At 43.5% G+C, this 13,677-nt stretch carries 11 protein-coding genes; all 11 read right to left on the reverse strand.

All coding sequences use genetic code 11. The features are described from left to right. Nucleotides 1–43 precede the first annotated feature (43 nt). The 11 genes from ppsA to ybeY are packed head-to-tail and all read right to left on the reverse strand — an operon-like array spanning nt 44 to nt 13,677. Entirely contained in the window at nt 44–2,416 is a 2,373-nt protein-coding gene (ppsA, locus tag B4J50_RS00015) for a phosphoenolpyruvate synthase (protein ID WP_286846282.1), read from the reverse strand. Nucleotides 2,417–2,433: 17 nt separating this feature from the next. Further along, a complete protein-coding gene (ppdK, locus tag B4J50_RS00020; protein WP_286846283.1) occupies nt 2,434–5,100 on the reverse strand; it encodes a pyruvate, phosphate dikinase in 2,667 nt (888 codons plus the stop codon). A 33-nt stretch (nt 5,101–5,133) separates the two neighbouring features. Then, nucleotides 5,134–5,949 carry a pyruvate, water dikinase regulatory protein gene (locus B4J50_RS00025; RefSeq protein ID WP_024822419.1) on the reverse strand — a complete coding sequence of 272 codons (816 nt, stop codon included), beginning with the start codon at nt 5,947–5,949 and terminating at the stop codon, nt 5,134–5,136. Nucleotides 5,950–5,952: 3 nt separating this feature from the next. Then, the gene (locus tag B4J50_RS00030; RefSeq protein WP_024822420.1) at nt 5,953–6,756 is read right to left on the reverse strand and encodes a pyruvate, water dikinase regulatory protein; all 804 of its coding nucleotides are present in this window, start codon (nt 6,754–6,756) and stop codon (nt 5,953–5,955) included. Between the two features lie 10 nt (nt 6,757–6,766). Beyond that, nucleotides 6,767–8,836, reverse strand: coding sequence for a glycine--tRNA ligase subunit beta (gene glyS, locus B4J50_RS00035; RefSeq protein ID WP_286846285.1), 2,070 nt, complete (start codon nt 8,834–8,836; stop codon nt 6,767–6,769). A gap of 23 nt (nt 8,837–8,859) precedes the next feature. Next, the gene (locus tag B4J50_RS00040) at nt 8,860–9,738 is read right to left on the reverse strand and encodes a glycine--tRNA ligase subunit alpha (protein WP_024822422.1); all 879 of its coding nucleotides are present in this window, start codon (nt 9,736–9,738) and stop codon (nt 8,860–8,862) included. 24 nt (nt 9,739–9,762) lie between these two features. Beyond that, nucleotides 9,763–10,536, reverse strand: coding sequence for a DNA repair protein RecO (gene recO / locus B4J50_RS00045; protein WP_286846286.1), 774 nt, complete (start codon nt 10,534–10,536; stop codon nt 9,763–9,765). After that, nucleotides 10,502–11,428: a GTPase Era gene (gene era / locus B4J50_RS00050; protein WP_286846287.1), complete on the reverse strand. Its 927-nt coding sequence runs from the start codon at nt 11,426–11,428 to the stop codon at nt 10,502–10,504. The genes recO and era overlap by 35 nt, the downstream gene beginning before the upstream one ends. Next, a complete protein-coding gene (locus B4J50_RS00055; protein WP_286846288.1) occupies nt 11,425–11,874 on the reverse strand; it encodes a cytidine deaminase in 450 nt (149 codons plus the stop codon). Before B4J50_RS00055 ends, era begins: the two co-directional genes overlap by 4 nt. After that, nucleotides 11,855–13,135, reverse strand: coding sequence for a hemolysin family protein (locus B4J50_RS00060; RefSeq protein WP_286846289.1), 1,281 nt, complete (start codon nt 13,133–13,135; stop codon nt 11,855–11,857). Before B4J50_RS00060 ends, B4J50_RS00055 begins: the two co-directional genes overlap by 20 nt. After that, nucleotides 13,135–13,677, reverse strand: a complete 543-nt coding sequence (gene ybeY / locus B4J50_RS00065) for an rRNA maturation RNase YbeY (RefSeq protein ID WP_286846291.1) — start codon at nt 13,675–13,677, stop codon at nt 13,135–13,137. The genes B4J50_RS00060 and ybeY overlap by 1 nt, the downstream gene beginning before the upstream one ends.

Genomic DNA, 13,677 nt, shown 5'->3' on the forward strand with positions numbered 1-13,677 from the left:
TTCTTTCTTGCTTTTTATTCAGTTAAAAGATTTTCTATCTTTTTTAGTCCTTCTCGCGAATGCTGTGCAATATAATTCGTTGCTCCACTCCAGCAACAAGTTTACGAGTATATGCCACTGTGTCAGGATTGACGCTCATGCTATCTATGCCTTCCCGCACCAAAAACTCTGCAAAATCTGGATAGAGAGAGGGTCCTTGCCCACAGATAGAGCATGTTTTACCATATTTATGCGCTGCTTGAATTAATATCCGAATAGCACGTTGTACCGCAATATTCCGTTCATCAAAGTATCCCATATTATTTAAAATACCAGAGTCTCTGTCGACTCCCATAACAAGCTGGGTAAGATCGTTGCTTCCAATACTGAATCCATCCACCATTTGAGCAAATTCTTCCGCAGCAAAGACAACAGACGGTACTTCTGCCATAATCCATAGCTTGAAAGAAGAACTCCGTTTAAGGCCTTCTGACTCAAGAATGTCCATCACTCGCTCAAGCTCCCATGTGGTACGTACAAAGGGAAGCATCATCCACACGTTAATGAGACCGTATTCTTCTCGAACTTTTCGAATGGCTTGACATTCAAGTCTAAAGCCAGCCTCATATTCAGGAGAAATATACCTGGAAACCCCTCTCCAGCCAATCATAGGGTTATTCTCTACCGGCTCTACTTCATCGCCGCCTTTAAGTCCTCTAAACTCATTCGTTCTAAAATCGCTCATACGAACGACGATAGGGCGAGGATAAATAGCCTGTGCAACAGTCGTAATGCCCTCTGACATCTTGTCTACCAATAGTTTTCCCTGGCCAGTCTTTACCAAATACATAGGATGGATACCCACCATATTCGTAAAGATAAACTCTGTACGCATTAACCCAATACCATCGAAAGGCAATTTCTTATAGCGATCGATAATAGATGGTTCTCCCAAGTTCATATATATCTTCGTACCTGTAATAGGAGCCATCTGGTAAACTAAATCATCTATTGGCAACGAAGCCTGGGCAACTTGAGCACTCACAGTTTCTTCCTTCTTCTCTGGAACAACATCGCCCTCGAAAACAACGCCACGGGTAGCATCTACTGTAACAACCATATTATCTGTTAACGTTTCTGTCCCATTTTTTGTTCCCACAATGCATGGAATTCCCAACTCGCGGGAAACAATAGCAGCGTGACATGTTCTTCCGCCTTCATCGGTGACAACGGCTGCAGCCTTTCTCATAGCCGGAACCATATCAGGGTTTGTCATGCCAGTAACAAGAATATCTCCATCTTTAACTCGAGAAATTTCATTAATATCTTTAATCGAAATAACTTTACCAGCAGCGATACCTGGAGATGCCGCAAGGCCTCGAGCAAGGACATTGAGCTTTGTTTCTTTCGAAGAGGTTTTTTCTTCCATAACAGTCTCTCCCTCTTTTAATGTAGTAACAGGACGAGCCTGAAGGATATATAGCTCTCCTGTATCCTTATCGAGCGCCCATTCTATATCCTGAGGGCTTTGATATATTTCTTCAATTTTTTTACCGGCTTTACCTAAAGTAATAATTTCCATATCAGAGAGACATTGTATCTTGACCTTGTCTGGCCCTAAATACTCTTTTACCGCCACCTTGACAGTCCCTATCCCATTTTTTTTCTCCACTATCATGGTGTTTTTCTCTGCAATATTTTTCTCTACAACATCCAAATGATCTTTATCGAGAATAAATTCATCGGGAGTCACAATACCAGAAACCACAGCCTCTCCTAACCCCCAACTTGCATTAATCATAAGTTGGCTTCGATCGTTCGTCACGGGATTAGCTGTGAACATAACTCCCGATTTCTGACTCTGTACCATTTTTTGTACAACAGCGCTCAGCGCCACTTCAAAATGGTTGAAATCTTGTTTCTCTCGATAGTACGTAGCTCGGGCTGTCCATAGAGAAGCCCAGCACATCTGCACGTGTTTTAAAACTTCGTCAGCACCTCGAATATGAAGATACGTATCCTGTTGCCCAGCAAAAGATGCATCGGGAAGATCTTCCGCCGTAGCAGAACTTCTTACAGCAACACGAATGTTCTCAGTGCCCAGTTTTTTACATAAAAGAAGATATGCGTCCTGAACTTCTTTGCTGATCTCGTCAGGCACAGATGCATCCATAATCATGTCTCTAACGAGGGCACATTTGTTCGCTAGCTCATCTGTGTCTTCATAATTGATCCCATGGATCGTCTTTTCGATTGCCGCTCCCAGCCCAGAGATTTTTATAAAATCCCGGTACGCCCCGGCAGTTACACAGAACCCTGGGGGTACAGCCACTCCGTTCTGGGTTAACTCACCTAAATTAGCCCCTTTTCCTCCTACCAGTGGTATATCGTTTCGATTAATCTCGGAAAACCACTTGATATACCTATACGTTCCCATATCTCACTGCCTCCTCGTTAATTAGTGAAGCCCAGTGCGGCTTGAGCAGCTGCCAGCCTAGCGACTGGTATCCTAAAAGGCGAACAACTTACATAGTCAAGACCAAGAGCATGACAAAAAGCAATACTTTCTGGGTTTCCGCCATGTTCGCCACAAATGCCCAAAGATATATTTTGCCGAGTTTTTCTGGCTTTATCCACACAAAAATGCATCATTTCACCGACCCCTTCCCGGTCAAGAATATGGAAGGGGTTTTCAGTAAGCAACTCCTTCTCTAGATATGCTCCTAAAAACTTAGATTCTGCGTCATCTCTAGAGTAGGCAAATACTGCCTGCGTTAAATCATTTGTTCCAAAGCTGAAGAAATCTGCATAAAGCACTATTTTTTCGGTAATAAGAATAGCACGAGGAACCTCAATCATACTCCCTACTTTGTAGTCAATGGAAGCACCTGTACTCTTATAGTACTCTTGGGCTATTCTGTCTACCGTATGTCGGAAAAATTCCATTTCTCCAGATATCCCTACTAAAGGTATCATGATTTCAGGAATAACTGTAACACCGTTTTTTTGTGCTTCTATGGCAGCCTCCAGAATAGCTCGTATCTGCATTTCATAAATTTCTGGGTAGATAATCCCTACACGACAACCACGAAACCCCATCATGGGGTTCACTTCTTTAAGGGATTCGATCTTTTTCAACATATCGATAAGCTCTTCCTCCCGAGATAGCCTCTCTTTCTCTTCCATATCCGTTGGAAGTTCCAAAATTCTTTTTTTTATATCTCCTTCCTTGGGGAGGAATTCGTGAAGAGGGGGGTCAAGGAGGCGAATAATAACTGGGTAACCGTCCATTTCTGTAAAAATAGCACGGAAATCTTCCTTCTGCATAGCCTTCAAAAGTTCCAGGTCTGATAAACGTTTTTCCCTGCTTTCAGCTACGATCATACGTTCCATAATAGGCAAGCGTTCTTGAGACATAAACATATGTTCCGTTCTGCATAAGCCAATGCCCTTAGCTCCAAATTCTCTCGCTCGCTTTGCATCAAGAGGGGTATCGGCATTTGCCCATACCTGAAGAGAAGCCACATTATCGGCCCATTGCAGCATCTCCGAAAATTCTGCGGTTATCTGAGCATCTACAAGAGGGACATCGCCTAAAAGAACTCTTCCATAACTACCATCAACAGTAATAAAATCTCCTGCCGACAAAACAATATCACCTTTTTGAAGAATTCCCTGCTCTATATTTATAGATAGAGACTCGCAGCCAGTTACACAGGGCTTACCCATACCACGAGCAACTACAGCAGCATGGCTCGTCATGCCTCCCCTACTTGTAACAACCGCCTCGGCTACTGCAAGTCCATGAATATCGTCTGGGCTCGTTTCTGGCCGAACCAAAACAACTTTTTGCCCCTCTGCCGTCAAACGAACAGCTTCGTCTGGAGTAAAGGTTATAATTCCCTTCCCAGCCCCTGGAGAGGCCGGGAGACCTTCTGCTAATAAAGAAACATGAACATCTGAAGGAACTTGTTTATGCAATAGGAGTTCTGCATCTCGAGGAGTTACCCTTTTAAGAGCTTCCTGTCGGTTAATTATCCGTCCCTTTACCATATCATGGGCTATCTTCACCGCTGCCGCAGCAGATCTTTTACCTTCCCGTGTTTGGAGGATATAAAGCTTGCGATTCTCAATCGTAAATTCCACGTCTTGCATATCTTTATAGTAATTTTCAAGGGAATGGGCAACACCTAGCAACTCTTCATGCATGTCAGGCATTACATAGCGGAGCTCAGAAATAGGAAGGGGAGTTCTAACACCAGCAACAACATCTTCTCCCTGTGCATTGATAAGAAATTCTCCATAAAGGTCAGGGCAACCATTAGAAGGGTTTCGCGTAAAACAAACGCCTGTCCCACACTGTTCCCCTAAATTGCCAAATACCATCGAAACCACATTCACAGCTGTACCGAGAGTATGAGGAATGCTATTCAATTCCCGATATGTAATAGCCCGAGAAGAGTTCCAACTTCTAAAGACAGCAGCTATAGCCTGCCGCAACTGCTCCCACGGATCTTGAGGGAAAGGTTCACCCACCTTCGTTTCATAAATAGCAAGAAAAGCAGAAACAACACTTCTCATGCCGTCCGTTGAAATTTCATAATCAAATTGAATTTTTTCTCTTGCCTTAACTTCTGCGAGAATCTCTTCAAAAGAGGCAGAATCAAGACCTTTAACAACTTCTGCATACATCTGGATAAAACGACGGTAACTATCAAAGGCAAATCGTTCATTTTGAGAAGCATGACTTAAAAGAGGCAAGGTTTCACTGTTAAGCCCCAAATTGAGGATCGTATCCATCATTCCTGGCATAGATACAGGGGCCCCAGATCGAACAGAGACAAGGAGGGGGAAAGGGCCTTTCCCCCATTTTTTACCGGTTTTTACTTCCAAGCGAGAAAGTGCTTCGCGAATTGAGGGCCAAATGTCTTCTAAAAGTTTTTCACCCTCTTGGAGATAGGAAAGACACGCTTGAGTAGTAATAATAAATCCTGGGGGGACACGAAGACCGTTTCGAACCATTTGAGCAAGGTTCGCTCCCTTCCCCCCCAGGAGATTTGTCATGGCCGCATCGCCTTCTTCGAAGTCGTACACAAACTTCCTTTTAACTTCGTCTCTCATGGCTCACCCCTCCTCTTAATTTCTGGAAGGAGCTCAACGTCTGAAATAAGCCAGAATTTCCTGAGCCGTTTCTTCGAGAGCGCGATCGGTGACATTAAAAACTCGCACTCCGAGAGAAGACATGATGGTTTGAGCGTATTGAAGCTCATCGTAAACTTTACTTTTTTCTGTATAGTCTGACTCTCCAGGATCAAGCCCCAACATGGACAAACGCTTTACTCGAATATCAACAAGATTTTCTGCATCTATAGTCAAACCAATGATCCGAGATGAATCTATTTTAAACAGCTCCTCGGGAGGAGCAAGACTTGGTATAAGAGGGATGTTCGCTGTTTTTAATCCCTTGTGGGCCAAATACATAGAAAGAGGCGTTTTACATGTTCTGGAAACACCAATTAACACGATATCTGCCTCTGGAAGAAGGTTCGTATTGCTGCCATCATCGCAATTTATAGTAAACTCTACAGCTTTTACTCTTTTAAAATACTCTTCGTCCATAACATGGGACAAGCCTGGCTTTTCTAAGGGTTTTTTGTTCAAAATCCCAGAAAGTACATTGAGTAGCGGCCCAAAAATATCAATAACATCGATATCCATAGCATTCGCATTCTCTATAAGCCAATGGCGAACAGATGTATCCACAAGGGTACAAATAACAATAGCTTGATTTTCAACCGCTTCATTCATTATCATCTGTGCCTTATCGATATTATTCACATATCGGAAACGCCGGATATTAACACTTTCCGGGTTGAACTGACTCGAAGCAGCCCGAGCAACAGCTTCCACTGTCTCCCCTGTAAAGTCTGAAACGACAAATACGTTAATAAGTTTTTTTTCTGTCGTCATATCCTAACCCCGCAACAAATCCATGATCTCTTGAGCATTTTCTTCCACAGCTCTACCCGTTACATCAAAAACTTTGCACCCAAGCTTATTCATAATTTGTTGAGCGTACTCCAATTCCCGCTTAACCCGCTCTTTATTAGCATAAGCTGACATGGCTGGATCTAGACCGAGAAGTTTCAGACGCTCTTCTCGAATCTGGATCAGTTTTTCAGGGTCTATGACAAGTCCAACTAGACGTTCTCGGGGGACAGAGTACAGTTCCTCCGGTGGGTCAACTTCCGGTATCAAAGGGACATTCGCCACCCTATACCCCCGATTTGCAATATACATAGATAAAGGAGTTTTCCCCGTACGTGACACTCCTAGAATTACAAGTTCCGCTAGAGGAAGAGCGGAAGGATTTCGCCCATCGTCACATTGAATAGCAAATTCTACAGCTTTAACGCGTCGAAAATATTCTTCATCCATGCGACGATTAAGGCCGGGATATCCCACTGGAGATTCTTCCAATCTAATCTCGAGCAGCTCTAAAATAGGGCCGAGCAGATCAACAAAAGGGACCCCCAGCTTTTGAGCTCTAAGGGCCATATATCTTCGAAGCTCTCTGTTTACTAGAGTACAAACAATGACCGGACGAGCTAACGCTGCCTTTTGTAATATGTCTTTTGCTTTTTCTTCCGAATCCACGTCTCGAAACCGCGTAACTTGACTAAAAGCAGATTCAAACTGACTCATCGCCGCATGAGCAACATGCTCAGCAGTCTCCCCTGTAGAATCCGAAACAATAAAAAGAGACAAGGAACTCACTTCCTACCTCCTAGCATTTGAGGGTCCCCAAATCGCCTACTTTTCTGAAAAGCTTATTGCAACAGGAAAGAAGCGCAAGACGATTTCGGCGTACGGATATGTCTTCATCCATAATCAATACGTCATCGAAGAAAGAAGTAATGCAGGGCGACAGCTTTGCAAGAAGAACCATAAGCTCATCCCAATCATATCGAGACAAGGTTTTTTCCACATGTTCCGTCGTTTCCCTTATTTCGTCGAAAAGTCTTCCTTCTGCCTCTTTCTGGAAGAACGCTGGAGAAACTTCTGTGGAAATATCCGCCACTTCAGCTTTTGAGAGAATATTTCTTACCCTTACTGCGGCTGTTATGAGCTCTTCAAACCACGACTCCGCCTTAACTTTGTCGAGAGCACCTAAAAGGCGCAACACTTGCAGAGGTTGCTTCCCAATAACTGATATAGCTAGTGAAACAATATCATGATCGAAACCTTTTTCTTTAAGCTGCACATGGAGGCGCTGCTCGTAAAAACTCCAGACTTGATCCAAAATGTCCGAAGATACATCTGCCACTTCTCCAGCCTTACGGAAAAGATCCTGCATATCCGCATCTAACTCAGTTCCCCATATAATTTCATTAATACATCGAGCCGCTCGCCGTAAAGCATAGGGATCCTGGGAACCCGTAGGTTGCAAACCTGCCTTATGACAGCTTACAATGATGTATCCTCGCTCTGCAAGACCCAGAATAGCCCCTACGCTATCGGAAGGAACTTTATCTCCGGCAAAGCCAGGAAGATATTGCTCATAAATTCCCAGAGCTACTCGCTGTGGTTCGCCATTCCGAAGGGCATATTCTCTTCCCATAACCCCCTGAAGCTCAGGAAATTCGTAAACCATATTTGTAAGAAGATCGCTTTTGGAGAGAGAAGCCGCACGTTCCACTAATTTTACAATATCTGAAAGGCCTAAGACATGACAGAGATTCACAGCCAATTTTTGGGTTGCTTTCACTTTATCGTATAAGGAACCGATTTTCTCTTGGTAAAGGATGTTCTTAAGTTCATCGATTCGAGCAGCAAGAGGCTTCTTTAAATCTTCTTTCCAGAAAAAAGCCGCATCTTCTAAACGAGCCCTTAAAACTCGTTCATTTCCCTCTCGAACAACCCCCATATTCGTCGCTCTGTTGTTGCTCACTCCTACAAAGCAAGGCATAAGTTTCCCAGATTCGCTTCGTACCGGGAAATATTTCTGATGTTTCTTCATGCTCGTGGTCAACACTTCTTCAGGGATCTCGAGATATTTCTTATCGAAGGTTCCATAGAACGGGACAGGGTACTCGACCAAGTAAAGATTCTCTTCAACAAGTTCAGGATCTAATTCTACTTTCCCGCCCATTTCCTTCTCTAGAGCTGTGATGCCAGAGATCATTTTCTGTCGGCGTTTCTCCTGATCCACAATAACGTAGTTATCATAAAGCCTCTCCATAAACTCGGCAGCATCATCTATATCGAGATTTCGGGCCCCCATAAAGCGATGACCTCGCGTTGTCCTACCACTTTCTATATCCCCATAAACAAAAGGGACAACTTCTACGTCTAGGAGTGCGACAATCCAACGAATTGGCCTTGCAAACTTAATAGATGAATCCACCCAATACATGTTTTTAGGGAAAACCAATTTACGAATTATAGCCGGGAGTATCTCAGGAAAAAGATCTCGCACAGGATTGCCCACTTCAGATACGACAGCAAAGGCATAACGAACTCCATCCACTTCTTTAGGGACGAGATTTTCATAGCCAACGCCTTTGCTTTTAGCAAACCCCAAAGCAGCTTTTGTGGGGTTTCCATTCGCATCAAAAGCAGAATCCCATGTGGGACCTTTATATGTCATAACTTTATCTTCCTGTTTCTCTTCCACATCCCGTATGACGAGGGCAATCCTTCTCGGCGTTCCATAAGCCGCGACTCTGCCATGTATAATTCTGGCAGCCACCATTTCTTCTTCTGCATAACGAACAATATTCGATAAAGCCTCTGGAAGAAAACGAGACGGGATCTCCTCTGTTCCTATTTCAAGCAATAAATTTTTATACGCCATGGACAACGTCACCTCTTCCTGGGCTATCTGGGAAATTTATCCATAAAAGGATAGCCCATTTCTTTCCTTCGTTCCACGTAACTTGCACAACAACGACTCGCTAAGTTGCGAATTCTCGAGATATAACCAGTTCGCTCGGTAACACTAATGGCATTTCTGGCATCAAGGAGATTAAATGTATGAGAACATTTCAAGACATAATCATATGCTGGTAACGCATATCCCGTTTCAAGGATATGGAGAGCCTCTGCTTCGTACATATTAAAAAGGGTGAAGAGCATATCCGTGTCAGCTATTTCAAAGTTATAGTGAGAGTACTCCACCTCACCTTGGTGGTGAACATTCCCGTAAGATACATCATTGTTCCAAGATAAATCATAAACATTTTCTACTTTCTGAACAAACATGGCAATTCGTTCAATACCATAAGTAATCTCAGAAGGAACAAGTTCCATATCAATTCCGCCTACTTGCTGAAAATAAGTAAACTGCGTTACTTCCATACCATCAAGCCAAACTTCCCATCCCAACCCCCAGGCCCCCACTGTGGGAGATTCCCAATCATCTTCCACAAATCGAATATCATGATCTTGAGGGTCAATGCCTATGGCCGCAAGGCTATCTAAATATATTTCCTGTATACTTGCCGGCGCCGGCTGAAGTATAACCTGATATTGATAATAATGCTGGAGACGGTTAGGGTTCTCCCCATATCTACCATCTGCTGGCCTTCTTGAAGGTTCTACATATGCCACACGCCAAGGCTCCGGTCCTAAAACACGCAATGCCGTTGCGGGATTCATGGTTCCGGCACCTACTTCTATATCGTAAGGCTGTTGGATAATGCATCCTTGTTCCGCCCAAAATCGTTCAAGACGAAAAATAATCTCTTGAAAATTCACGAAAAAACCCTCCCTCGTTTCGATTTAACGACTTCTATCGAGAATCAGTTTTAAACGGTCGGATTGGGCTCGCCAAAACTCGGCATCAAAGCCAGTACGACCAGCTATTTGAGAAAAAAAAAGAATGAAACGACGACGATCCATTAAAGCCGCCGCTTCCAACATAAGCCGTTCCTGTTTTGACAGGATAAGACCGTGAAGGTCATTATAACAAGACGAACACAAGAACCCTGTTTCTGACCATTGCACCTCAGAAGTCAAAGGGGTGCCACACTTCTCACAACTATGAAGATCTGGAGCCTCCCCTCGAGAATGAAGCCAGCGCCATAAAAAACGCCAAGAAAGGGGAGGAGGATCCCCTCCTTCGCACAAGGTACGCATAGACCAATAAAAAAGAGCTAAAACATTGTCTTCTGCTATGCCTAAGCATGTATAACGAATAATAAGCTTATCCCATTCAAGGGCTACTAAAAGGAGATGAGGGTCTAAACGAAGTTTCCACATGTCATCTTTAATGTCTATGGACTTGAGATATAGCCTTTTAGGCCCCTTATAGAGATCAAACACACTCCAGCAAAGAGGTTCTGTACCTCCGCCAAAACGAACCCTGCCCCGAGCTGAACCAGGCGCCTGAATCCATATTGGGCCGATCCCTTTAAGCAGAAGGTACAAAGACATGTTCCCCTCGGCATCTAGATTGCGTCGAAGAACAACTCCAGAACTGCGGACTGGCCCTTGAGATAAAAAATCCACGATGATTCTATCACCTTCCAATGTATCCCATTCTCCGGAGTTCACTTTCGGACTGACGCCACCCCGGCCTGACTTTTACCCACAAATCCAAAAAAACTTTATGGCCCAGCATATTCTCTATATCAATACGGGCTCGCCGCCCAATCTCTTTTATTTTACGCCCTTTTTCACCAATAAGGATAGCCTTCTGCCCTTCGCGCTCTACTACAAGATTTGCTCGTATATAGAGAGTCTTTCGATCAGGATACTCATCTGGGCTTTTATATTCTTCAATCTCTACCGCCACCGAGTGAGGAACTTCTTCCTGAGTGAGGCGCAAAACTTTCTCTCTAATGATTTCACCCGCCAAAAAACGCTCAGGTTGATCCGTTATAGATTCTTCGTCATACCAAGGGCAACCTTCTGGGAGCTTCTCTTTTAAAGATGCTATCAACCTCTCCAAGTTATAGCCAGTCTTCGCTGAAACTCCTATAGTTGCAACAAAAGATAGATATTGGCTGTAAAGAGAAATAACCTGTGGAACACGATCCTTTCCTCCTCGTATTCCATCTATTTTGTTGACTACTAAGATGATAGGAGTAGACGTGGACTGAAGAATATTTATAATCCTTTCGTCCTCCACAGAAATATTGCTATCACTGGCCTCCACTACGTAAAGGATTAGATCCGCATTTTCCAACGCTCGTTCTGCTGCGGCAACTATAGCTTCACCTAGTTTATGTCTAGGCTTATGGATCCCCGGCGTATCTGTAAAAATAACCTGTAATCCAGGAGCATTGTAAAAACCTCGTACTTGGTTCCTCGTAGTCTGGGGCTTTTGAGAAACAATGGAGACCTTAAAAGAAAGCAGCGCATTCATTAAGGAAGACTTCCCCACATTAGGACGCCCCACCAGTGGGACAATCCCAAATTTAAAATTCTTAAACTCATCTATCATTTATCTTTAAATCCCTTCCTGCTGAACGCATGTGGAAGCAACATACGAAGAGGAAGAATCTCCCAACCTTTTTCCCCATCTTCCACCAAAACGAGTAGATCTGGATTAAATTCCCATAAAACCTGTCGACATGCACCACAGGGGTAACAAGGTTCTCCCTCTTTTCCCACTATGGCAATAACCAAAGGATCTTTTAATCCAGAAACTACCATATTCCCTATAGTATTTCGCTCGGCACACACAGTAAGGCCAAGAGATGCATTTTCTACATTACAACCTATTACCACTTCATCATCTACACTGAGAAGCGCTGCACCCACAGGAAAGTGGGAATAGGGACTATAGGATCGAAGCTGAGCATTGCGAGCCGCCTGTAGCAAAAATTCAGGGGTCACATTATGAGAAGGCCACGGGGTCGCAAGATCATTATTCTTCATTTTCTTCATCTCGAAGCACCTCATGAAATCGTAAAAGTTTAATTCGATGATCCTCCACATCGAGAACTTCTATCTCCCATTTCCCGTACTGGAAAATAGTTCCTTTTTCAGGGAAGCCTCCAGAGAGAGAGAGAACCAGACCTGCTACACTTTCTGCATCTTCCGACTCGAAAGTGTCACCGATAATCTCGCTTAAATCCTCTAAACTTACATTACCTTGCACCAAATAGTTCCCAGCAGTTTCGCTGAGAACCGGTGATGTTTCAGAGTCATATTCGTCTTGTATTTCTCCTACGATCTCTTCCAAAAGGTCTTCAAGTGTTACGAGACCTGCTGTACCACCATATTCATCAACAACGATAGCCATGTGGACATGTCTGATTTTCATAATGTTGAAAACTTCCACTATGCGCATGGTCTCTGGCACAAAAAGAGCTTCTCGCTGAAGTTTAGAAACAACGACCTCCACGTCACCTGACGCGAGATAAGGTATTGTATCTTTCACATACAGTATTCCCACTATATCATCAAGGCTTTCGTCATATACAGGGACTCTGGAGTGTCCGTGCTCCTGAAAAATCGTAACTGAATCTCTAATAGTTGCATCGCTGGCTATAGCATTCATATCCGTCCTCGGAATCATAATTTCATAAACTCGTGTCTCTTCAAAGGAAATAATCCCGTGGATCATTTTCCGCTCAACAGCTTCAAGAGCCCCCGAAGCCTCTCCGATGTTAACCATTTGCTCAATTTCCTCTCTGGTCACAAAGGTATGCTGCGCCTTAAGATCTACTCCGACAAGGATTCCGAGGAAACGAACAAATTGGTTCATTGTCCAGATAAAAGGGGCAAAAAGGAAACCTAAAAAACGAAGGATGGGCAGGGTTATAATCAAGATTGGCTCAGACCTGACTATAGCAATGCTTTTAGGTAATATCTCCCCGAATACAACAATCACAATTGTCATAATAATAACAGCCCAAAAGACACTCTTATGCCCGAAGAGAAGAATGGCAAGAGATGTAGCTACTGCGCTCGCAGCTATGTTAACCAAATTATTTGAAACAAGAGTAATAGTAAGGGCTCGTTGAACATCGCCAACAAGCCACTGTAAAAACCTCCGTTGATAGGGATGACGTTCCTGTAAAGCTAGTAACTTTCCTCTTCCTGATGATGTTATGGCCGTCTCCGCGCTACTAAAAAAAGCAGAGAGCAGCAATAGGAAAAAAAGAAACATAAATATCCGTATTACAGAGACCGGAATATCCACTATCGAGTCACCTCTCCACCAAGCGAGGGGGATTGATGTGACTTTTTCTCATCTAAAAGCCATTCTTTACAAATTGCAGACTGGAGAAGCCACATTTTTTGCTGTCTCTCCTCCGTATCGTGGTCCATTCCCAATAAGTGGAGGAAACCATGAGCAACCATAAGATAGAGTTCTTCTACGTAAGACGTTCCATTTTGATGAGCGTTTTCCCTCACCACATCTTCACAAATTAAAATATCGCCCAAAGGCAAAACATCCCAATCGCTAGGGGGAAGAAAAACTCCGTTTTGATCCTCCCACATAGGAAAAGAAAGGACATCTGTAGGCTCATCAATCCCTCGATATGTATAGTTTTTCTCCTGCATATCTGGAGCTGAAACAAAAGCTATAGATACTTCCGCCTCCTGATCGGTAAATTTGCCCGGAAACAAACGTTCAACGATTTCCCCTAACACATCTTCTCTGCCCTCTAATTTGTTGAGGGCGTTGGTACTTTCAGATTCTCCATCATCGAGACTCTCAAAAGATAAATGAACCTTCAC

It is taken from the genome of Aminobacterium sp. UBA4908, assembly GCF_002398115.1.
Taxonomy (GTDB): Bacteria; Synergistota; Synergistia; order Synergistales; family Aminobacteriaceae; genus Aminobacterium; species Aminobacterium mobile.